A 23,241-nucleotide genomic window follows, 5' to 3' on the forward strand; every position below is an offset into this window, starting at 1 on the left:
TCATCATGTTTCAACATGAGACAGTATTATTAAAAGAAACAGTTGACGGTTTAAACGTCAAAGAAGACGGTACATATGTGGACTGCACGCTAGGCGGCGCAGGTCATAGCTCATATTTACTATCTCAATTATCAGAAAAAGGTACATTGATTGGGTTTGACCAAGACGATGCTGCACTGGATCATGCACGAGAGAAGCTCGCACATGTTAAAGCGAACATTCTTTTCATAAAAAGCAACTTCCGATATTTAAAAGAACGTCTGAATGAACAAGGAATTACAAGCGTAGACGGTGTGATTTTTGATCTTGGGGTTTCATCACCTCAGCTTGACACACCAGAGAGAGGCTTTAGTTATCACCATGATGCACCTCTTGACATGCGAATGGATCAAACCGCTGCTTTGTCGGCAAAACAAGTGGTGAATGAATGGCCATTTGAAGATCTAGTTCGGATTTTCTACAAATATGGGGAAGAAAAATTCAGCAAGCAAATCGCACGCAAAATTGAAGAAGCCAGAAAAAAAGCGCCAATTGAAACAACAGGTGAGCTTGTCGACATTATTAAAGAAGGAATTCCCGCACCTGCAAGACGAAAAGGCGGACATCCAGCGAAAAGAGTGTTTCAAGCGATCCGAATTGCCGTAAATGACGAATTGAAAGTATTTGAAGAAGCACTAGAACAAGCAATAGAGTTACTCAATCCGAAGGGGAGAATTTCTGTCATTACATTCCATTCACTTGAAGATCGGATTTGTAAAAGTACATTTAAAGAAATGTCTTCTCTTCCAGAACTTCCGCACGGACTACCAGTGATTCCAGAAGGACTTGAACCAAAACTGAAGCTGATCACGAGAAAACCAATCGTTGCATCAGAACAAGAGCTGGAATATAACAACCGTGCCCGTTCAGCGAAGCTCCGAATTGCAGAAAAAAAGTAAACGACACCATAGATGATGATAAAAAGGAGGTTTCTTATGAGTAATTTGGCTTACCAAAGAGAAGTAAAGCAACATCAAACCGAACAGCAGGGTCAATCGGTTGTGATTAGAAGAAGAGGTTCTATTACACTTGGTGAAAAAATCTTACTTGTCATGTTTGTCATGGCTCTCATGTGCAGCTCGATCCTCATCATTTCTAAAGCCTTTGCTGTTTATCACGCAAATATCGAAGTGCAGAAGCTAGAACAGCAAGTGTCTTTAGAATCGAAAAAGATCACTGAACTGCAAAAGGAAAAAGACTTACTAAGTGAACCAGAGAGAATCATTGAAGCCGCTAAAAAAGCGGGCTTAAGCATATCGAAAGATGTTAAGAAGGTCGATTAACATGGCGATGCCTAAAAAGAATAAAATGATGAACAGAGGCGCGGCAATTGCGAGTATTTGCTTCGCCCTGTTTTTCTTTATCATCCTTGCACGTTTTATTTATATTCAGATTACGGGAACCGTTGATGGACAAGTGTTAGCTGCAAAAGCCAATGAACAATATCAATCGAAAAAAACACTTGAAGCCAAAAGAGGGTCCATTTTAGACAGAAATGGCAATGTGATTGCGGAAGATACATCTGTGTATAAGCTAATTGCAATCATGAGCAAGAAAATGACGGTCGATCCAAAGCATCCGATGCATGTCGTTGACAAAGAAAAGACAGCAAAAGAGCTGTCAAAGGTCATTGATATGAGTGAGAGTGAAATTTTAAAGCGTCTGAATACAAAAGATGCGTTCCAAGTCGAGTTTGGTAAAGCCGGAAAGGATATTAGTTTTTCAACAAAGGAAAAAATTGAAAAGCTAAAACTTCCTGGGATCGCCTTTGAAAAAGACACAAAGAGGTATTATCCAAACGGCATGTTTGCTTCGAACTTAATCGGTTATGCTAGATTAGATGAAGCAACGAAGGACATGTCAGGCGCAATGGGTCTAGAAAAGGCTCTGAATAAATATCTGAAAGAAAAAGATGGCTATGTAACATATAACAGCGACAGAAGCGGATGGGCACTTCCGAATAGTAAAGAAGACATCGTTGCCCCGAAAGACGGGAAAAACGTCACGCTGACTATCGACCAAAAAATTCAAGCATTTCTTGAAGAAAGTATGACGCAGGTCGCTAAAAAATATAAGCCGAAGAAAATCATTGCGACAGTCGTTGATCCGAAAACTGGAAGAGTTCTTGCAATGGGACAGCGGCCAAGCTTTAATTTAAATGAACTCGACATTACGAACTATAACAACGATGTCATTTCTTACGCATTTGAACCAGGTTCAACGATGAAAATTTTTACACTCGCTGCTGCTATCCAAGAAGGGGTGTACCAAGGCAGTGACAAGTATCAGTCTGGTACTTATAAAGTAGGCGGCGGTCTTGTAAGAGACCATAACAACGGAAATGGCTGGGGGAAAATTGATTTTCATGAAGGTGTTCTACGTTCTTCAAACGTAGCTTTTGCGAAACTGGCAAAAGAAAAGCTAGGTTTCACACGCTACGAACAATACTTGCAAAAATTCCATTTCTATGACAAAACAGGCATAGACTTGCCGAACGAAGCGTCTAGTAAAATCAATTTCAGATACGAATATGACAAAGCATCGACGGCTTATGGTCAGGCGTCTGCGATTACCCCAATTCAGCAAATTGAAGCGGCGACAGCCATTGCCAACGGTGGAACGATGATGAAGCCATATGTAATTGATCATATTACAGACCCGAACACAAACAAAACAATTTTACAGCACGAACCAACCGTGGCAGGAAAACCAATTTCTTCTGATACAGCGAAGCAAGTCCGTGACATTTTAGGTGAGGTCGTTTCCTCAAAAATTGGCACAGGACAGCCATATCAAATCAAAGGTTTTGATGTCGCTGGGAAAACAGGTACAGGACAAATTGGCGGTGCTGGCGGCTACCTTCAAGGGAGAAACGATTACGTCTTTTCATTCATGGGAATGGCACCAAAAGATGATCCGAAGCTACTCGTTTATGTCGCTGTCCAACAGCCTCAGCTATCTGAAACACAAACAGGCTCTGCCCCTGTTTCAGAAATCTTTAACCCTGTGATGAAAAATAGTTTGCTCTATCTAAATATCGCACCAACAAAAACAGACGATAAAAAATCTGGCAAACAGAAAATAAAACAAGAAACAATGCCGTCATTCCTAGATTTAGAAGTGAAACAGGCAGAAACAGAAGCAAAAAACAAAAAGTTATCACCTGTTGTCATTGGTGACGGTCTATCCATTAAACGCCAATGGCCAAATGCGGGCTCTGAATTCTCTGAAAGCCAGAAAATCTTTTTGAAAACAGCAGGGAAAACCATTAAAATGCCTGATATGACAGGCTGGTCCAGAAGGGAAGTTCTTCAATATGCGTCTATTTCAGGTGTGCATATTGAAACAAATGGACAGGGATATGCTGTCAAACAAAGCGTGAAAAGTGGAGCGGAGATTTCAGATAAAGTCGTCACAGTGACCTTCAAAAGTCCAAATTAACTTGAAAACCTAGCAAATCATTTGCTAGGTTTTTTTCTTTTGCTTGAGCGATGGACGAGATCGTTCTATAAAAAGACGAGCCTGCATATGATGAAAACAAGCCATATGTAAGGAGTGAACCGGGCGTGCGAGTGTCAAGTGTAACAGTGAGAAAACGATTGCTTTTCGTGCTGCTGTTTGGGGTGATCATTTTTTTCATCATAGATACTAGATTAGGATATGTGCAGTTTATTATGGGCGAGAAGCTGACAAGTTTAGCGAAAGATTCATGGAGCCGTAACCTCCCATTTGAACCAGAACGAGGAGATATTTTGGATCGAAATGGAGTGGAGCTTGCGACGAACAAAAGTGCTCCCTCTATTTTAGTCGTGCCGCGGCAGGTGAAAGACCCAGCAGAAACAAGCAAAAAATTAGCAGCAGTGCTGAATATGTCTGAGGAGAAAGCGTACAAGCATGTCACCAAGAAAACGTCTATAGAACGAATTTCCCCAGAGGGGAGAAAAGTATCTCATGAAAAAGCAAAAGAAGTCAGAGAGCTTGATTTAGATGGAGTCTATGTAGCAGAGGACAGCATCAGACATTACCCGTTTGGAAGTTTCTTATCTCATGTATTAGGTTTTGCTGGAATTGATAATCAAGGCTTACTTGGGCTAGAAGCGTACTATGATGATGACCTAAAAGGTGAAAAAGGCTCTGTGAAATTTTATTCTGATGCAAAAGGGCAGAAAATGCCAGATGAAGCAGATGATTATACACCGCCTAAAGATGGGCTTGATATGAAATTAACCGTTGATTCAAAAGTGCAAACCATCATCGAACGAGAACTAGACAATGCTCAGGCAAAATATAACCCAGATGGCATGATTGCCATTGCCATGAATCCGAAAAATGGTGAGGTGCTGGGAATGTCGAGCAGACCTGACTTTGATCCGGCTGACTATCAATCAGTTGATTCAAAAGTATTTAACCGAAACTTACCGGTGTGGAGCACATATGAGCCAGGATCGACGTTTAAAATCATTACACTGGCAGCTGCCCTGGAAGAAAATAAAGTAAATTTAAAACGTGATCATTTTTTTGACAGCGGATCTGTGACAGTGGATGGCGCAAGACTCAGGTGCTGGAAAAAGGGAGGACATGGATCACAGTCGTTTCTAGAAGTGGTACAAAACTCTTGTAACCCAGGATTTGTCGAGCTAGGCGACCGTCTTGGAAAAGATAAACTATTTTCTTATATTAAAAATTTCGGCTTTGGTCAAAAGACAGGAATCGATCTTCAAGGAGAAGGTAGAGGAATTTTGTTCCCGCTTGATCGTGTTGGTCCTGTAGAACAGGCAACAACAGCCTTTGGTCAAGGTGTATCTGTTACGCCGATTCAACAAGTAGCTGCAGTGGCAGCCGCAGTAAATGGAGGAACGCTTTACACGCCGTATATTGCAAAAGAATGGATCGATCCAATTACAAAAGAGGTAGTGAAAAAGCAATCACCAATTGCCAAGAAGAAAGTCATTTCAGCGGAGACGTCTAAAGAAATCAGGTATGCCCTTGAAAGTGTAGTCGCTCAAGGAACTGGTCGGAATGCATTCGTTGAAGGATATCGGGTGGGCGGAAAAACAGGAACAGCACAGAAAGTAAAAGACGGAAAGTACATGGAAAATAACCACATTGTGTCATTTATCGGTTTTGCGCCTGCGGATGATCCAAGCATTGTTGTATATGTAGCAGTAGATAACCCAAAAGGCACGATTCAATTTGGTGGGACAGTAGCAGCACCTATTGTGGGCCATATTATGCGAGACAGTCTGCCTGAAATGGGCGTGAAAAAAAGAAAAGGACAAATTGAAAAGAAGTATCAATGGCTGGACACAAAAACCATTGAGGTACCGAATCTTGTAGGAGGATCTGTTTCTGACCTTGAATCACTCCTGATTAATTTAAAGATTGATGCTTCAGGAACTGGCAGTAAAGTGGTGAAGCAATCGCCTGCTGCCGGCACAAAGGTCAAAGAAGGTTCCACGATCCGATTATACTTAAATGATGAATAATAAAGAATGAACAGAGGGTAGCCGCACTCATTCGGCTGCCTCTTTTTGTTGAAAGTGAAGGGTCGCTTTAAAAAAAGAGCATAAAGTGTGTTTTTTCCAAGAGAAACTTAAGGAATACGCTGGATGTATCCTTTTTTTTACGATAAAATATAGACTGTGTGTTTTTTTCACAAGACATGCACGTGAACGAATTTGAGAGGTTTGATATGAAATGAAATTACAAGAACTCCTTACATACTTTAAAAGTGAAAACAGTGAACTGATAAACGAAAATCCGGAGATTACTTCCATTGAAATGGATTCAAGAGAAGTGAAAAAAGGGAGTCTTTTTGTCTGTATAAAAGGCTATACAGTAGATGGACATGATTACGCTGAAAAAGCTGTGAAAAGCGGGGCTGCAGCGATTGTAGCAGAACACCCACTTCACCTAACAGATGTACCAGTCATTATTGTAAAACACTCTCAAAGAGCACTTGCAAGAATAGCAGATGCTTTTTACGAACAGCCAACTCATAAACTCAATCTAATTGGTATTACAGGAACGAACGGAAAAACGTCCACAACACACATGATTGAGCAAATCATGAGAAAAGCCGATAAAAAAACAGGTTTAATCGGTACGATGTATATGAAGGTAAACGATGAAATTCTCGAAGTGAAAAACACAACACCTGAGAGTGTCACCCTTCAGAAGACCTTTAAGCAGATGCTTGATCAAGATGTAGATACGGCCATTATGGAAGTATCATCACATGCTTTGCATCTTGGGCGTGTTCATGGATGTGATTATGATATTGCCGTCTTTACAAATCTTACCCAAGATCATTTGGACTACCACAACACAATGGAAGAATATAAACATGCAAAAAGCTTGCTCTTTTCCCAGCTCGGAAGTGCCTTTCAGCATGATAAGCCGAAGCATGCCATTTTAAATGCAGATGATGAAGCGTCTAGTGATTTTGAAAAAGTCACAGCTGCTGAAATTATGACGTATGGCTTAGAGCAAGAAGCAGATGTAATGGCAAAGAACATTCAAATCAAACCAAAGGGAACACAATTTGATTTGATCACCCCAATCGGCACAAAAAATGTGACGGTTGCCCTTATTGGGAAATTCAATGTGTATAACATTTTAGCAGCTGTATCAGTAGGAATTGTATCAGGCTTAACGTTTGAAACGATCGTTAGTGCCATTGAAGAACTTGAGGGAGTCAAAGGAAGATTCGAACTTGTGAATTTTGATCAAGACTTCCCAGTCATCGTTGATTATGCGCACACACCTGACAGTTTAGAAAATGTACTGACTACGTGTAGAGAATTAACAGAAGGTAGAATTTTCTGTGTAGTTGGCTGCGGGGGCGACCGTGATAAAACCAAGCGCCCTCAGATGGCCCAAATCGCTGTGAAATATGCAGATGAGCCTGTTTTCACATCAGATAATCCAAGAAGTGAAGATCCATCAGCCATTTTGAAAGACATGGAAAATGGCGTGCCAAACGCCTATTATCACAGCTTTGTGAACCGGAAACAGGCCATCTTTTTTGCCATTGCCAATGCAAAAAAGGGCGATACAGTCTTAATAGCTGGAAAAGGCCATGAGACGTACCAAATCATTGGTGATCAAGTCTATGACTTTGATGATGCCAAGGTGGCAGCGGACGCTATTTTAGATCTAAACAAATCTTAAAAATGATGAAAAGAGTGTAATGAAATGAAGCATTTTGTACAAAAACAACATACGAAAGACACGAATGAATATCATAATAATGAATGCTATTTTCTAATGGAAAACGGCTTTGGAAATTCGGAAGGAGTAAAGAACAATGCTTGAACAGGTGATATTGTTTACAATCATAATGGGATTTTTAATCAGTGTTCTTTTATCCCCGATTTTTATTCCGTTTTTAAGAAGACTTAAATTTGGTCAAAGTATTAGAGAAGAAGGACCTCAGTCTCACCAAAAGAAATCTGGTACCCCAACAATGGGTGGAATTATGATTATCTTTTCTATTACAATTACAACGATCGTGATGATTAACAAATTCTCTGAGATTAGTCCAGAAATGTTTTTATTGTTATTTGTCACCCTTGGCTACGGATTATTAGGATTTTTAGATGATTATATTAAAGTAGCGATGAAGCGAAATCTTGGCTTAACATCGAAACAAAAACTGATCGGGCAAATTGTGATTGCTGTGATTTTCTATGCAGTCTTCCATTATTATGAGTTTGCAACGACAATTCGCATTCCAGGAACAGATGTCAGCTTTGACTTAGGATGGGCATACTTTATCCTCGTCGTTTTCATGCTTGTCGGTGGTTCTAATGCGGTAAACCTTACGGATGGACTTGATGGTTTATTATCTGGAACAGCTGCTATTGCATTCGGAGCTTTTGCCATATTGGCTTGGAATCAATCTCAGTATGATGTGGCGATCTTTTCGGTAGCAGTAGCAGGCGCTGTCCTTGGGTTCCTTGTCTTTAATGCGCATCCTGCAAAAGTATTTATGGGTGATACGGGATCGCTTGCTTTAGGCGGTGCCATAGTGGCCATTGCCATTTTAACAAAACTTGAGATTTTACTCGTCATTATTGGAGGAGTATTTGTTGTTGAAACGTTATCCGTTATCCTTCAAGTCATCTCCTTTAAAACAACTGGAAAAAGAATCTTTAAGATGAGCCCGCTTCACCACCACTATGAGTTAGTTGGCTGGTCTGAGTGGAGAGTAGTTGTCACCTTCTGGACAGCTGGTTTATTGCTTGCTGTTTTAGGAATTTACATCGAGGTGTGGTTATAATTGAATAGGATGCAAATGTTAAAAGACGAACATGTACTAGTACTAGGCCTTGCAAAAAGCGGATATGCGGCAGCCTCAATTCTTCACGAGCACGGAATAAACGTGACGGTCAATGACCAAAAAGCTTTTGAAGAAAACGAGCCTGCTCAGCTACTTTCTGAAAAGGGGATTGATGTCATTTGTGGCAGTCATCCTCTTCGTATGTTCGACGATAAAGAAATTACGATTTTAATTAAGAACCCTGGAATTCCTTATGAGAATGTGATGGTTCAAGAGGCGCTTCGCCGAAAAATTCCAGTTTGGACTGAAATAGAATTGGCGTATCATTTGACCTCGTCTCCTTTTATTGGGATTACCGGATCAAATGGAAAAACGACCACGACCACTTTGATTTATGAAATGTTGAAAAAAGACAGCCAAAAAACATTGGTAGCAGGTAATATCGGAACGGTCGCAAGTGAAGTTGCCGCGCGTGCAGCGGGCGATGAATGGATCGTAACTGAGCTCTCTTCATTTCAGTTAATGGGAACCGTTGAATTCAGACCTAAAATCAGCTTAATATTAAATATTTTTGACGCACATTTAGACTATCATCACACGCGTGAAGAATACGAAAAAGCAAAACAGAAGGTGTATGCACATCAACTGGAAGATGACATAGCTGTGGTTAACCTAGATGATCCATCTGTTGTCAAACTAGCAGAAGATTCGAAAGCGCAAAAAGTGTTTTTCTCAGTTAAAGAGCCGGTAGCACATGGAGCGTTTATTAAAGGTGATGCCATCTACTATATGAATGAACATGTCATTGACCTCAAGGATGTTGTTCTTCCTGGTGAGCATAACCAAGAAAATATTCTAGCAGCTATTTGTGTTGTAAAAAATGCAGGCTGCTCAAACGAAGCGATTGCGCAAGTTCTTACTACATTTAGTGGAGTGAAGCATCGTTTGCAATTTGTGGAGACGATTCAAAATAGAAAATTTTATAATGACAGTAAAGCGACCAATATACTGGCAACAAGTAAAGCTTTGTCTGCCTTCAAGCAGCCGACCATTTTACTAGCAGGTGGACTGGATCGTGGCAATGAATTTGATGAATTAAAACCTTTTATGAAGAATGTAAAAGGAATAATTACATTTGGTGAGACTGCGCCTAAGTTTGTGAAGCTTGGTGAAGAGCTGGGAATACATCACGTAAAACATGTCGATAATGTTGAACAAGCAGTACCTGCGGCGTTTAGCATATCTGAAGAAGAAGACGTGATTTTATTGTCTCCAGCTTGTGCAAGCTGGGATCAGTATAAAACATTTGAAGAACGTGGAGACATGTTTGTAAACGCCGTGCATATGCTTAAATAAGGGCTTGTCTCTCATATGACTGACAGCCCAAATGAAATTATGCTTGGGGTGTCGGTCTCTTGACGAATAAGAAAACTTCTCCGGATTTTTTGCTTGTTGTCATTACGTTACTTTTATTGACGATTGGTTTAATTATGGTGTACAGCGCAAGTGCTGTGTGGGCATCGTATAAATTTGATGATTCGTTTTATTTTGCAAAAAGACAGCTTTTGTTTGCCGGAATCGGAGTTATCGCAATGTTTTTCATTATGCGGGTCGATTATTGGACGTGGCGGACTTGGTCAAAGATACTGATTGCAGTGTGTTTTCTCCTCCTCGTGCTTGTCTTGATTCCTGGTATCGGTATGGAGAGAAATGGTTCAAGAAGCTGGATTGGTGTCGGTGCGTTTAGTATTCAGCCCTCTGAATTTATGAAGCTTGCGATGATTGCGTTTCTTGCAAAATTCTTATCTGAAAAGCAAAAGAATATCACATCCTTTCGTAAAGGTTTTGCCCCAGCACTAGGCATTGTGTTTTCTGCATTTGCTATCATTATGCTGCAGCCAGACCTAGGTACAGGAACGGTTATGGTTGGAACCTGTATTATTATGATATTTGTTTCAGGTGCGAGAATCGCTCACTTTATCTTTCTCGGTCTTTTAGGGCTTAGCGGATTTGCCGCACTTGTCTTATCAGCACCCTATCGAATAAAACGAATTACATCTTATTTAAATCCTTGGGAGGATCCACTTGGCAGCGGGTTTCAAATTATTCAATCCTTATACGCTGTCGGTCCAGGCGGTCTGTTTGGAATGGGGCTAGGTCAGAGTAGACAAAAATTCTTCTATTTGCCTGAGCCTCAAACAGACTTTATCTTTGCTATATTGTCTGAAGAACTTGGATTTATAGGTGGATCACTCATTTTGCTTCTCTTTAGTGTTCTATTGTGGAGAGGCATTAGAATAGCCCTCGGGGCACCAGATTTATATGGAAGTTTCTTGGCAGTGGGTATCATCTCAATGGTTGCCATTCAAGTAATGATTAATATCGCAGTTGTCACTGGTCTCATCCCTGTGACGGGCATCACACTCCCATTCTTAAGTTATGGCGGTTCATCACTGACATTAATGCTGATGGCAATTGGCGTACTTTTGAATGTAAGCAGATATGCTAGATATTAATGTGCTGATAGTTCATGAAACCATATAGACTTTTATTTTGCAAAAGTATGAAAAAATGATTTGAAGAGTGAAAATGGCAGTTTCTGTTTCGAAAACATGATGATTGACTCTTCTTTACAGGTTTTGACGGAGCCCTGTTGTTTAAAACAGGGTTTATACTTTGTTCAGAGCAGAAAAAAATTGAGGGGAAATGGTATAATGCGTATAGTTATTAGTGGAGGCGGAACAGGCGGGCATATTTATCCTGCACTAGCTTTTATTAAAGAAGTGAAAAGACTGCATCCTGATGTGGAATTTTTATATATTGGCACTGAGAATGGGCTTGAAAAGAAAATTGTAGAAAGAGAAAATATCCCTTTTAAATCAATTGAAATTTCAGGTTTTAAGAGAAAGCTTTCGTTTGATAATGTAAAAACAGTGATGAGGTTTCTAAAGGGCGTCCAAAAAAGTAAATCTTATTTAAAAGAATTTAAGCCGGATGCTGTTATTGGAACAGGTGGTTATGTGTGTGGTCCAGTTGTTTATGCTGCGTCTAAGCTAAAAATCCCAACGATCATTCACGAACAAAATAGCCTGCCAGGCATCACAAATAAGTTTCTGGCACGGTATGTGAATAAAGTAGCCATCTGTTTTTCTGAAGCAAAGGAACACTTTCCTTCAGAAAAGGTTGTTTTTACGGGAAACCCAAGGGCCTCTGAAGTCGTCTCTATTAAAGAGGGAAAATCTCTTAAAGAGTTCGGGCTGGATGAGAAGAAAAAAACGGTTCTCATTTTTGGCGGGAGCAGAGGTGCTGCTCCCATCAATCGAGCAGTGATTGACATGCAAGATGAATTAAAGACAAAGAACTATCAGCTTTTATATATTACAGGTGAGGTTCATTATGAAAAAGTGCTGAACGAATTAAAAGAAAAAGGTGAAGCACCGAATATGATCACAAAGCCTTTCTTGCATCAAATGCCGGAGTATTTAAAATCAATTGATGTCATTGTTGCAAGAGCGGGAGCCACAACGATTGCTGAAGTGACGGCACTTGGAATTCCGACCATCTTCATTCCAAGTCCATACGTGACCGCAAATCATCAAGAAATTAACGCAAGATCACTTGAAAAACATGATGCTGCGATCGTTTTAAGAGAATCAGAGCTTTCTGGAGATCGCTTGCTTCATGCAATTGATGAAATTGCTGGTAATGACGAGAAACTACATCAAATGAGCCGTTTAACAAAAGAACTCGGAGTACCAGATGCGGCCACACGTTTATATAATGTGTTAAAAGAAATTACGACTTCATGATGAATGATATGAGGTAAGGCGGAGGGTAATATGGAGAACTTGAAGAATGAATTATTAGAAGCGCAAGTTGGTAAAGTACTTGAAAATGAACCGCTTGCAAATCATACGACAATGAAAATAGGCGGACCGGCCGATCTATTAGTCATCCCTAAAGATGTCGATGCTGTCAAAACAATTATGGATCAGGTGAAAAAACATGATACTCAATGGACGGTCATTGGAAGAGGGTCCAATTTACTTGTTCTTGATAAAGGAATTCGCGGGGTCGTTTTAAAGCTGGGTGCTGGGCTTGATCACTTAACTGTCAATGATGAAGAGATTACAGTTGGCGGAGGCTATTCAGTTGTAAGACTCGCGACGTCTCTTAGTAAGCAGGGGCTGTCAGGATTGGAATTCGCAGCTGGTATTCCAGGTTCTATTGGTGGCGCTGTTTATATGAACGCAGGGGCACATGGATCTGACATCAGCAAGATTCTTGTGAAAGCGAGAGTCTTATTTGAAGATGGAACGATCGAGTGGTTAACTAATGAGCAAATGAACTTTAGCTATCGAACTTCTGTGCTTCAAAAGGAGCGCCCTGGAATTGTTCTCGAAGCAGTGTTCAAGCTTAAACAGGACGAACGTGAGAAAATCACAAAGAAAATGCAGCAAAATAAAGATTATCGCAAGGAAACACAACCGTATAATAAACCATGCGCCGGCAGTATTTTCCGAAATCCATTACCTGAATATGCAGGACAGCTTGTAGAAAAGGCGAATTTAAAAGGATATCAGATTGGCGGCGCTAGAATTTCTGATATGCACGGAAACTTTATTGTCAACGCTGGTGGGGCGAAGGCTCAAGATGTGCTCGACTTAATTCAGTACATTCAAAAGAAAATCAAAGATGACTACAATGTAGAGATGCATACAGAAGTAGAAATTATTGGTGAAGCAAATTAAAGGCTACTACTTATGAATGATGGTATCACAGGAAAACAAACGGCATTTTTTCATGCCGTTTGTTTTCTAATCAATATGAGATAAAGAATGATCCAAAGGTGCGGACAAGCAGCTTTGAATGAGGTGAAGAGTATATATGCGGCCTGATCATGAAAATGAAAAGATCGTCAATATAGAAGAGCGAATCCCTAAAATTAAAGAACAAAGGAAGCAGAAAGCGAATCGGAGATTAATCTCTTTTATTTTGCTGTTTTTTATCATGGTTTTAATTATTGTCTATTTGCAAACACCAATCAGTAAAATTTCTTCTTTAACCATTACCGGTAATGAACATGTACCAACAAAACAGCTCGTTAAACTTTCGCAAATTAAAGAAGGCGAGACAGAGTTTTGGAATTTAAATAAAGATATGACAGCAGACCATATAAAGCAAAATAAATTGATTAAAAGTGTCAATATCAAAAAACATTTCCCTAATAAAGTCAGTATTGCTGTCAAAGAGTATGCAAATATTGCGTATCTGCAAAAGGGACATTTTTATTATGAGCTTCTTGAAAACGGGACGGCTTTGCCAGATGAAGTAACGCCAAGTCACGCAGGACCTATTTTTGTCGATTGGGACAATAAAGAGAAATTGAAGCAAACAGTGAGAGCTCTGAATCAACTGCCGGCTTCTATTCAGGAACTAATCTCAGAAGTATATTACGTACCGACTAGCTCCAATCAGTGGCTCGTTAAATTTTATATGAATGATGGAAACACCGTTATTGCATCAATTAAAACATTCGCAGATAAAATGACGACGTACCCTGCCATTGTCAAAGAGCTTTCGTCCTCTGAGAAAGGTACGATTCATATGGAAGTAGCTACGTATTTTGAAGCTTTTAAATCTAAGAAAAAGGAAGATGAACGTTGAGAGGCAAAACCGTCATATTCTCAATTGTAATGCTTGTTCTTGGATTTCTGATTTCTTTTTCATACCAATATACGAAGCAGCATCAAGCAGATGTCAATCGAACCGAACAATGGAAAAAAGAATATTCTTTGAAAAGTCAGCTAACAAAACAAGAAAAGGCGAATCAAAAACTTGAAAAAGAACTTTATCGTCTTCAATCAAAAGTCCAAGAAACAGAGTTTGGTTTGAAAAATGAAAAAGAGCAGTATTTCAATGTTTTGGAAGATGTTGAGAAATACAGAATGTTTACAGGAGAAATAGGTGTAAAAGGGAAAGGGGTAAAAGTATCTCTTGAAGATGCATCTTATATCCCGAGTGGACAAAATGTCAATAATTACATTGTGCATGAGAGCCACATTTTCCATGTGATAAACGAACTATTTATATCAGGGGCATCTGCTGTAGCTATAAACGGACAAAGAATCACACACCAATCATACATACATTGTAACGGTCCAGTCGTCACGGTTGATGGTGTTCAACATCCAGCACCATTTGTCATTTCTGCTATTGGAGATCCAGCTGTTTTAATTCCTGCATTAAACATTGCAGGCGGGGTGGTTGATCAGCTGACAAGTGATCATATTTCCATGACGATTGAAAAGAAGGATATTCGTATGAATCCTCTTCTAAGAAACAAAGATTAAATGTGAAAAGGTGAGTGGTGTTGAGGAAAAAGAAGCCATTACTTAGTTTGACAGTCCTGATGGTCATATTTGGCATCATGGTCTCCATCCAGTTTAACTCTCTACAAAAGCCTAAAGTTCGCGATACTCGAGACGTTTGGGAATTAAGAGAGGATTTATCTGCATCTAAAAGTAAGGAACTGGATTTGTTGAAAGAAATTGATAAATATGATGAAATGCTAAAAAAGTATGGCAACCAAGAAGATCAATCCAAAGAATCACAATTAACAAAAACGTTGAAGGATTTGAAAGAAAAGGCTGGTTTTACAGAGGTAACGGGTGAAGGAATCGAAATAGAAATTACTCAGCTTTTTTCTAAGGAACTTACCGGAGAAGAAGTCAAAAATATACCACCTGATCTTCTGAAAAAATTAATCAACGAAGCCAATATGTTTGGGGCAAAACATATTTCCATTAATGAACACCGGGTGATTAACACCAGTGTTATTCGAGATATTAATGGTACGACGAAAATGGATGGTTACAGCATAGATGGTGATACAGTCACGATTAAGATGGTCAGCGAGCAGGCCGATAAATTATACAGCCGTTTAAATGTATCAGATATTGGTGATTTGTTTGCTCAGGAAAATTTCAGTTTGAGTATTAGACCGCCGAAGAAAAAAATTCATTTAAAAGCATTTGACGGTACAATTCAATTAAATGAATTGAAGCCTCTTGACGATGTAAAGGAGGGAAAATCTTAATGTGGCTTCCTGTACTTGGTTTAATCATAGGAGTTGCGATCGGTTTCTTAACGAATTTTACGATACCGAATGAGTATTCTAACTATCTTTCCCTCGCTGTACTTGCTGCGCTTGATACATTGATTGGTGGAATCAGAGCACATCTGCAAGGGGCATACGATGAACTAGTGTTTGTATCAGGTTTCTTCTTTAATATTATACTCGCAATAAGTTTAGCTTTTCTGGGCGTCCATCTTGGTGTAGACTTGTATTTAGTCGGAATGTTTGCATTCGGTGTTAGATTGTTTCAAAATATCGCCGTTATTCGAAGAATTCTACTAACAAAATGGACAATTTCTAGAGAAAAAAAGAAAAAAAGTGAGTCATAAAAAAGGATATACATATGATGTAACGAATATTTTCAGTAATCCTAATAAAAAATGTTGATTTTTTAAGTTTTGTTACACACTTGTAAAAACACATTCATTGTATTGTTGTTCAGCAAATAATAGAATAGAAAGTATTGATATGTGAGGAGGTGCCATAGAATGAACAACAATGAAATTTACGTCAGCCTTGACATCGGTACATCCAATATAAAAGTCATCGTCGGAGAAATGGCGGATGATTCGCTTAACATTATAGGTGTTGGAAATGTCCCTTCAGAGGGGTTAAAAAAAGGATCGATTGTTGATATAGATGAAACAGTTCATTCTATTAGACAAGCATTTGAACAGGCTGAGAGAATGGTAGGTTTTCCTTTACAAAAGGCGATAGTCGGAATTAACGGAAACCACATTCATATTCAGAATACGAGCGGCGTGGTCGCAGTGTCTAGTGAAAATAAAGAAATACATGCTGAAGATGTGAGACGTGTCTTGGATGCTGCACAGGTAGTATCTATTCCTCAAGAACATCTCGTAGTAGACGTCATTCCGAGACAATTTATCGTCGACGGAAGAGATGAGATCACAGATCCGAAAAAAATGCTAGGTGTACGGCTAGAAGTGGATGGATCGTTAATCACAGGTTCTAAAACGATTCTACATAACTGGCTCCGATGTGTAGAGCGGGCTGGTATTGAAATTATGGATATTTGCTTGCAGCCACTCGCATCGGGTTCAGCAGCGTTATCGAAAGATGAAAAAAATCTAGGGGTAGCTCTTGTCGATATTGGCGGCGGCTCTACTACGATATCCGTATTTGAAAACGGGCATCTCTATTCTACTCACAGTATCCCATTGGGCGGAGAGAACATTACAAAAGATTTGTCTATAGGACTTAGAACTTCCACTGAAGAAGCTGAACGAATCAAAAAGCAATTTGGGCATGCATTCTATGATGAGGCATCGTCTGAGGAGACATTTGAAGTTTCCGTCATCGGTACGGACCAAAAACAGACGTATACACAACTTGAAGCAGCCAATATCATCGAAGCACGATTGGAAGAGATTCTGCTTTTTGTGGCAGAGGAATTACGCAATATGGGTGTCCATGATTTGCCTGGCGGATTCGTTCTAACAGGTGGACAGGCAGCTATACCAGGTATTCTTTCTCTGGCACAAACGGTCTTACAAAACAATGTAAGAATCGCAAGTCCTAATTATATTGGGGTCAGGGAACCTCAATATATGACAGGAGTGGGCCTGATCCATTTTGCTTATCGCAATGCAAAGATTCAGGGCAGACAGGTTGGATTCCAAATGCCGGATGAAGCATTTCATGAAGTAGGCGCGTCCATGGAGCCGGTTTCTTCTACACCACAAGTAAAAGAAGCTCAGCCAAGACCGAAAGTGAAACAAAAAGCGCAACAAGAGACAAATAAAAAACCGGGCAAAATGAAAAAACTATTTAATATGTTCTGGGAATAGAACTAGATTTTCGACGGATTAGGAGGATTCAGCATGTTGGAGTTTGAAACAAATATAGACGGCCTAGCATCAATTAAAGTAATCGGTGTAGGTGGCGGTGGAAATAACGCTGTCAACCGAATGATTGAAAATGACGTACAGGGTGTCGATTTTATTGCAGTGAATACAGATGCACAGGCGTTAAACTTATCAAAAGCAGAAACAAAAATGCAAATCGGTGCTAAGCTGACAAGAGGGCTTGGAGCAGGTGCGAATCCTGAAGTCGGTAAAAAAGCTGCTGAAGAAAGCAAAGAACAAATTGAAGAAGTCCTAAAAGGCGCTGACATGGTCTTTGTGACAGCCGGTATGGGCGGTGGAACTGGTACGGGTGCTGCACCTGTCATTGCGAAAATCGCAAAAGATTCTGGAGCCTTGACAGTTGGAGTTGTGACTCGTCCTTTCACATTTGAAGGAAGAAAGCGTCAGCTTCAAGCAGTTGAAGGAATTGCTTCTATGAAAGAAGCAGTTGATACGTTAATCGTGATTCCAAACGATCGCCTGCTTGAAATTGTCGATAAAAACACGCCAATGCTTGAAGCATTCCGTGCAGCAGATAACGTGTTAAGACAAGGTGTTCAAGGGATCTCAGATCTCATTGCAACACCAGGTTTAATTAACCTTGACTTTGCTGACGTGAAAACGATCATGTCTAACAAAGGTTCAGCTCTTATGGGAATTGGTGTCGCAACAGGCGAAAACCGTGCTGCTGAAGCAGCGAAAAAAGCCATTTCTTCACCACTTCTTGAAACAGCGATTGATGGAGCACAAGGTGTTATCATGAATATTACTGGTGGTACGAACCTTAGTCTTTATGAGGTACAAGAAGCAGCGGATATTGTTGCATCAGCCTCTGATGAAGATGTCAACATGATCTTTGGATCTGTCATTAATGATAACTTGAAGGATGAAATTGTGGTCACAGTCATCGCAACCGGTTTTATTGAGCAAGAGCCCGAAGTGACAAAACCTCAAAGAAATCCATTAGGACAAGGATTAAAGCAAAATCAATCCATTCCACAAAAGCGTGAAGTAAAACGTGAAGAACATCAGCAAACATCATCACAACCAAGACAAAATACACAGTCAAGTGATGATACATTGGATATCCCAACGTTCTTACGTAACCGCAATAAACGATAAGCAAGCACGATTCAACCCCTTCCTTTGGAAGGGGTTTTTTTATGTCTGCATGGTGAGAAGATCCTGAACCTGATTGATATAAAAGTCTTATTTCCTCGTGTTATTTGGAACTATTGTATGTGTTTTGGCTTGAGTTTTTTAAGTCAAAAGAATCATTTTTAATTTCCTTTACAAAAAACGACAAAATGTTGAACTTTATTTGACTACATTAATGAGAACACCAAGAAACTTGTCATGATCAAAAAGAAGGGGGAGGGGCAGGATACACACTGTTTGACCATTTGAGGAGGAGGGATTTTATTGAAAGTGAAGTTTCGCAAAACCGCCGTCTATCGTTTCATAAGTCTTTTGGTGATTGGTACTTTAACGATGACAAGCTTTGGGATGGTTCAAGCAAAATCGACTTCTACCTCATATCAGGAGGAAGCCGTTTCCTCTAAGACAACAAAAGCCAAGATTTCTTCGAGATTAAAGAAGCAGTTTCAAAAGGAAGATAAGGTGACCTTCTTAGTCAAAATGAAGGAACAAACGAATGTACAAAAAGTAGCAAAAGAAGCTGTATCAAAAGCAAAAAAACAAAAATTAACCGCGGCTAAAACGCAGTACACAAAAAGATCAGCCGTTGTATCTGAGCTGAGAGCAACATCTGATGAAACGCAGCAAGCGCTCCTAGCGTATTTACAAAAGGAAAAAAAGAATAAGCAAGTGAAAGATATTCATTCCTACTATATTGTGAATGGTCTAGCTGTGACGGCAACAAAAGAAGTGATGGAAAAGGTTGCTTCTTTTCCAGAAGTAGCTCAAGTGCTGCCGAATGAAACACGTCAACTTCATCGTCCTGTTGATTTGAAGCATGCTAAGCCAAACAAACAAATCAAAGCAGTAGATGGAGTTGAATGGAATATTGCTCAGGTGCATGCACCAGAAGCGTGGGATTTAGGCTATGACGGGACTGGAACCGTTGTGGCAAGTATTGATACAGGTGTCGAATGGGATCATCCTGCGCTAAAAGAAAAATACCGCGGGTTTGACCCTGCTCGTCCGAACGAACCATCTCATGAACTGAATTGGTATGATGCCACGACAGGATCTGAAGTCCCTTATGATGACTTGGAGCATGGGACCCATGTGACAGGCACAATGGTTGGTTCTGAGCCAGACGGAAAAAATCAAATTGGGGTCGCACCGGGAGCAGAATGGATTGCAGTGAAAGCTTTTTCAGAAGATGGCGGTACAGATGCTGATCTGTTAGATGCCGGTGAGTGGATTTTAGCACCGAAAGATCAAAACGGAAATCCTCACCCAGAAAAGGCACCTGATGTTGTGAATAATTCGTGGGGCGGTGGCCCAGGTCTTGATGATTGGTATAAAGATGTAGTGAATGCTTGGAGAGCAGCAGACATCTTTCCAGAATTTTCAGCCGGTAATACCGATTTATTCAATCCAGGCGGCGCGGGTTCGATTGCAAATCCCGCTAACTATCAAGAAGCCTTTGCTACAGGCGCAACAGATCAGGACAACAAGTTAGGGTCTTTCTCCCTTCAGGGTCCTTCTCCATATGGCGTAATGAAACCAGATATTGCTGCTCCGGGAGTAAACATTCGTTCTTCGATCCCGGGAAAAGGATATGAGGATGGGTGGAATGGTACATCGATGGCAGGTCCGCATGTCTCGGCTGTTGCTCTTCTTCTCCGCCAAGTGCAATCAGACCTTTCTGTTGATGAAATTCAGCAAATTCTCATTGAGACAGCGAGACCACTGACAGATCAGCAATTTCCTGAATCCCCTAACAACGGCTATGGGGCAGGGTTAGTTGATGCAAGAGAGGCGATTACTGCTTTAACCAATGGAATCGGTACGATTGAAGGTCAGGTGACAAAAGAGGGAGAAGATACAGAACCACCTGTTTTTTCACATAAAGGTCCGAATGAAATTTTTACTGCAACGCCAACCCCATTGACCATCACTGCAGAAGATGGGATAGCAGTGACAAATGTTTCCTTGACTTATCGAGTAGATCAAGGTGAATGGGAGACGCTGCAAGCCAACCGCACGGATGGAAATCATTTAAAAGGAACCTATACGGTGCAGCTCCCTGAACTTGAGGGGGAATACGTGACGTACCGATGGATTGTGAAAGATTTTGGAGAAAATGAAGCGGCATCAGATCCTTATACACTTCCAATTAAAACATCCATCACCACTGGCTACTCACAAGATTTTGAAGCATGGCCAAGTGGATGGTTCAGTGGTGGAACAAAAGATCCGTGGCAGTGGGGAAAACCGTCCACAGGTCCAAAACAAGCATTTAGCGGGGAGCATGTCTACGCCACCAATTTAGACAGTCCTTATGAAAATAAAACGGACGCCAATTTGTCTATGCCGCTCATTGCTGTACCAGATTCAGGTTCTTCCTACCTGCAATATCAATACTGGCATGATCTCGAAGCCAATTATGATTATGTGCATGTCTATGTACAGCCAGAGGGTGAAGACGCCGTTCAAGCGACAGCTTATACGGGAAAAACAAATGCGTGGACAGCAGGCGAAGTTGATTTATCTGCTTATAAAGGTCAAAAAGTGAGAGTCCTGTTTCAGATAAGAACAGATGGCAGTGTCACAAAAGATGGCTTTTATTTAGATGATGTGAAAATCACAGATGAGGCTTTGTCTCAACAAGCCAAGAACCAGCTGGGTGTGATCAAAAAAGAAAAATCCACAAGCCAGAATAAAAAATCAGTTGATCCAAAAAAGGCAAAGCCTGCTAAAGTAAAAAATAAACATGTACAAATTCAAAAGCAAAACAGTCATGATGCTCCGTCTATTCAAGCTCTTCCAATGAGAGCGCAAATCAGTGTTCTAGAAAGCGGAAAATCAACTTCCACCGATGAAGCGACAGGGAAATATCAGCTGTCTCAAGGAGCAGGAGAATGGACAGTGAAAGCGGAAGCTTACGGCTTTGAATCACGGTCCCAAAAAGTCAAAGTGGCATCAAAAGAAACAGCAGAAGCGAATTTCTCCTTACAGCCGCTAGAGAAACGAACGATCTCCGGCACGGTCGTCAATGAAACAACTGGTGAAAAGGTGAAGAATGCAACTGTTTATCTTGTGGAGGACGCAAAAATTGAGCCGGTGAAAACAGATGAATCCGGTGAATTTTCTCTAGAGGCATTAAGCGGTGTCTATACAGTCAAAATTTTTGCGAAGGGGTTTAAAGGCTATACGTTTACAGCGGATGTGACGGAAAAGCCGCTTGAAAAGTCAGTGAAACTTGAGCCTTTTATCGGTTTTCCGGGAGAGATTGGCTATGATGATGGAACGGCTGAAAATGCACGGGCTTTCTACGATCCTGGCAATGGTTGGGCTGTGAAGTTTTCATTAGAAAAAGGAAAGAAACAAGCACAAGTCACAGGTGGTCTTTTCCGGTTTTGGACATCAGAATGGCCAGCTCCTGGAGGCGATGAATTTGCTGTTGAAGTATATGATGCTTCTGGGAAGGGTGGGGCACCAGGTGAGAAAATCGCAGGACCTTTAAAAGCAAATGCGCTGCGTAATGGTGAATGGACAAAAGTAGATTTAGAAGATCAAGCCATTACAGTGGATGGCGATTTCTATCTTGTTTATATTCAAACGAAAAAGAATACCGAATCTCCGGGACTTGCCACAGATGAAGATGGCCCTAATGCTGAAAGAAGCTGGCAGCTGACGAGCGGTGCTTTTTCTCCTTCTCCGAAAGAAGAGGGGAATTATATGATACGTGCGCTCGTAAACTATGAAGCAGATGTACCAGAAATCACTTCTCCAAAGGAAGGAACCATTACAAATCAAGGTGAATTGACGATTGAAGGCACAGCCTCTCCGGGACTCGATGTGGCCATTTATCAGAATGATGAAGAGGTGGCCAACGTCAAATCAGATGAGTCGGGTACTTTCAAAGAAAATGTATCTGTTCCAAGTGGAGAGCATGTCTTCACGGCGGCGACTGTAACGGATAAAGGCTCAACAAAACATTCCAAGCCAGTCAAGGTGATCATCGATCAAACAGCACCGACATTGACCATTGATACACCGAAAAAAGGCGACAAGTCTAATAGAGAATCACTCACGGTGGAAGGGAAAGTAGCGGATGATTATCTAGATCAAGTCACAGTCAATGGAAAAAAAGCGACCGTAAAGGATGGGGCATATTCTGCAAGGGTGCTGCTTGAGAACGGGAAAAATACAATCAAAGTGACAGCAAAAGATGCGGCTGGAAACAAAACGACTAAAAAGGTCGACATCGATGTACAATATGATGCACCTATCATTTCTGAATTAACGCCAAAAGACAATATGAATCTATCATCAGGTGAATCGGTTAAGATTTCATTTAAAAGCAGGGAAAAGCTAGATGCCACCTTTGTTCTTCATATGCCGCTGACAAATGCTAGATCAAAACTTCAAAACACAACCGAACTGCCGATTCGTGAAGTAGCACCGGGAACGTATGAAGGCTACTGGACGGCGACATCTATTGCAAAAGCAAAAGGTGCAGTGATTGAAGTCATTGTCAAAGATGATTATGGAAATGTCACAAGACAGAAGGCAGAAGGAACACTCACCATCAATGAGAAAGAATGACAGCGAAAAAGACACGACTCTTCGGAGCGTGTCTTTTTTGTGCAATTGATAGAGGAGACACTTGTCCAACAAATCATCCTGATGTTCTTTCTGTTTCATACGTCGACAAAAACGATAACAATCCACCAAAAGTTCTCTATCATCCCCTACAAGAATTGACAGACTTCCAT

At 40.6% G+C, this 23,241-nt stretch carries 17 protein-coding genes; all 17 read left to right on the forward strand.

Going from position 1 to position 23,241, the window contains the following annotated elements; all coding sequences use genetic code 11:
* The first annotated feature begins 5 nt into the window (after positions 1 to 5).
* The 17 genes from rsmH (at position 6) to ACTJKA_RS05360 (ending at position 23,071) form a co-directional block, all read left to right on the forward strand.
* Positions 6 to 938: a 16S rRNA (cytosine(1402)-N(4))-methyltransferase RsmH gene (gene rsmH / locus ACTJKA_RS05280; protein WP_007499781.1), complete on the forward strand. Its 933-nt coding sequence runs from the start codon at positions 6 to 8 to the stop codon at positions 936 to 938.
* Between the two features lie 36 nt (positions 939 to 974).
* Positions 975 to 1,322: a cell division protein FtsL gene (gene ftsL / locus ACTJKA_RS05285; RefSeq protein WP_008344998.1), complete on the forward strand. Its 348-nt coding sequence runs from the start codon at positions 975 to 977 to the stop codon at positions 1,320 to 1,322.
* Positions 1,323 to 1,329: 7 nt separating this feature from the next.
* A complete protein-coding gene (locus ACTJKA_RS05290; protein WP_336749885.1) occupies positions 1,330 to 3,480 on the forward strand; it encodes a penicillin-binding protein in 2,151 nt (716 codons plus the stop codon).
* Between the two features lie 125 nt (positions 3,481 to 3,605).
* The gene (locus tag ACTJKA_RS05295; protein ID WP_017359366.1) at positions 3,606 to 5,525 is read left to right on the forward strand and encodes a stage V sporulation protein D; all 1,920 of its coding nucleotides are present in this window, start codon (positions 3,606 to 3,608) and stop codon (positions 5,523 to 5,525) included.
* Between the two features lie 211 nt (positions 5,526 to 5,736).
* Positions 5,737 to 7,212, forward strand: coding sequence for a UDP-N-acetylmuramoyl-L-alanyl-D-glutamate--2,6-diaminopimelate ligase (locus ACTJKA_RS05300; protein WP_440607652.1), 1,476 nt, complete (start codon positions 5,737 to 5,739; stop codon positions 7,210 to 7,212).
* A 136-nt stretch (positions 7,213 to 7,348) separates the two neighbouring features.
* A complete protein-coding gene (gene mraY, locus ACTJKA_RS05305; protein ID WP_007499771.1) occupies positions 7,349 to 8,323 on the forward strand; it encodes a phospho-N-acetylmuramoyl-pentapeptide-transferase in 975 nt (324 codons plus the stop codon).
* A 9-nt stretch (positions 8,324 to 8,332) separates the two neighbouring features.
* Positions 8,333 to 9,679, forward strand: coding sequence for a UDP-N-acetylmuramoyl-L-alanine--D-glutamate ligase (gene murD / locus ACTJKA_RS05310; protein WP_440607660.1), 1,347 nt, complete (start codon positions 8,333 to 8,335; stop codon positions 9,677 to 9,679).
* Positions 9,680 to 9,738: 59 nt separating this feature from the next.
* Positions 9,739 to 10,839 carry a stage V sporulation protein E gene (gene spoVE, locus ACTJKA_RS05315; protein ID WP_007499768.1) on the forward strand — a complete coding sequence of 367 codons (1,101 nt, stop codon included), beginning with the start codon at positions 9,739 to 9,741 and terminating at the stop codon, positions 10,837 to 10,839.
* A 198-nt stretch (positions 10,840 to 11,037) separates the two neighbouring features.
* Positions 11,038 to 12,132, forward strand: coding sequence for an undecaprenyldiphospho-muramoylpentapeptide beta-N-acetylglucosaminyltransferase (gene murG / locus ACTJKA_RS05320; protein WP_268357801.1), 1,095 nt, complete (start codon positions 11,038 to 11,040; stop codon positions 12,130 to 12,132).
* 30 nt (positions 12,133 to 12,162) lie between these two features.
* Complete coding sequence (murB, locus tag ACTJKA_RS05325) at positions 12,163 to 13,074, forward strand: UDP-N-acetylmuramate dehydrogenase (protein ID WP_007499764.1); 912 nt, start codon at positions 12,163 to 12,165, stop codon at positions 13,072 to 13,074.
* Positions 13,075 to 13,210: 136 nt separating this feature from the next.
* Positions 13,211 to 13,990 (forward strand): cell division protein FtsQ/DivIB, encoded by a 780-nt coding sequence (locus tag ACTJKA_RS05330; RefSeq protein ID WP_035392138.1) that lies wholly within the window; start codon positions 13,211 to 13,213, stop codon positions 13,988 to 13,990.
* Entirely contained in the window at positions 13,987 to 14,676 is a 690-nt protein-coding gene (locus ACTJKA_RS05335) for a DUF881 domain-containing protein (protein ID WP_035392136.1), read from the forward strand. Before ACTJKA_RS05330 ends, ACTJKA_RS05335 begins: the two co-directional genes overlap by 4 nt.
* Before the next feature lie 20 nt (positions 14,677 to 14,696).
* Positions 14,697 to 15,422, forward strand: a complete 726-nt coding sequence (locus ACTJKA_RS05340; protein ID WP_171465305.1) for a DUF881 domain-containing protein — start codon at positions 14,697 to 14,699, stop codon at positions 15,420 to 15,422.
* Positions 15,422 to 15,790 carry a small basic family protein gene (locus tag ACTJKA_RS05345; protein WP_003210988.1) on the forward strand — a complete coding sequence of 123 codons (369 nt, stop codon included), beginning with the start codon at positions 15,422 to 15,424 and terminating at the stop codon, positions 15,788 to 15,790. Before ACTJKA_RS05340 ends, ACTJKA_RS05345 begins: the two co-directional genes overlap by 1 nt.
* Before the next feature lie 159 nt (positions 15,791 to 15,949).
* The gene (gene ftsA / locus ACTJKA_RS05350; protein WP_007499754.1) at positions 15,950 to 17,272 is read left to right on the forward strand and encodes a cell division protein FtsA; all 1,323 of its coding nucleotides are present in this window, start codon (positions 15,950 to 15,952) and stop codon (positions 17,270 to 17,272) included.
* Between the two features lie 33 nt (positions 17,273 to 17,305).
* Complete coding sequence (ftsZ, locus tag ACTJKA_RS05355) at positions 17,306 to 18,451, forward strand: cell division protein FtsZ (protein ID WP_007499752.1); 1,146 nt, start codon at positions 17,306 to 17,308, stop codon at positions 18,449 to 18,451.
* A gap of 300 nt (positions 18,452 to 18,751) precedes the next feature.
* A complete protein-coding gene (locus ACTJKA_RS05360; RefSeq protein ID WP_171465306.1) occupies positions 18,752 to 23,071 on the forward strand; it encodes a S8 family peptidase in 4,320 nt (1,439 codons plus the stop codon).
* Positions 23,072 to 23,241: the final 170 nt, after the last annotated feature.

Source organism: Bacillus sp. 22190 (assembly GCF_052045575.1).
Classification (GTDB): Bacteria; Bacillota; Bacilli; order Bacillales; family Bacillaceae; genus Bacillus; species Bacillus altitudinis.

Coding starts and splice junctions, on each gene's coding strand:
- rsmH (WP_007499781.1), top strand. CDS start 6: ATGTTTCAACATGAGACAGTATTATTAAAAGAAACAGTTGACGGTTTA.
- ftsL (WP_008344998.1), top strand. CDS start 975: ATGAGTAATTTGGCTTACCAAAGAGAAGTAAAGCAACATCAAACCGAA.
- ACTJKA_RS05290 (WP_336749885.1), top strand. CDS start 1,330: ATGCCTAAAAAGAATAAAATGATGAACAGAGGCGCGGCAATTGCGAGT.
- ACTJKA_RS05300 (WP_440607652.1), top strand. CDS start 5,737: ATGAAATTACAAGAACTCCTTACATACTTTAAAAGTGAAAACAGTGAA.
- mraY (WP_007499771.1), top strand. CDS start 7,349: ATGCTTGAACAGGTGATATTGTTTACAATCATAATGGGATTTTTAATC.
- murD (WP_440607660.1), top strand. CDS start 8,333: ATGCAAATGTTAAAAGACGAACATGTACTAGTACTAGGCCTTGCAAAA.
- murG (WP_268357801.1), top strand. CDS start 11,038: ATGCGTATAGTTATTAGTGGAGGCGGAACAGGCGGGCATATTTATCCT.
- murB (WP_007499764.1), top strand. CDS start 12,163: ATGGAGAACTTGAAGAATGAATTATTAGAAGCGCAAGTTGGTAAAGTA.
- ACTJKA_RS05330 (WP_035392138.1), top strand. CDS start 13,211: ATGCGGCCTGATCATGAAAATGAAAAGATCGTCAATATAGAAGAGCGA.
- ACTJKA_RS05345 (WP_003210988.1), top strand. CDS start 15,422: ATGTGGCTTCCTGTACTTGGTTTAATCATAGGAGTTGCGATCGGTTTC.
- ftsA (WP_007499754.1), top strand. CDS start 15,950: ATGAACAACAATGAAATTTACGTCAGCCTTGACATCGGTACATCCAAT.
- ftsZ (WP_007499752.1), top strand. CDS start 17,306: ATGTTGGAGTTTGAAACAAATATAGACGGCCTAGCATCAATTAAAGTA.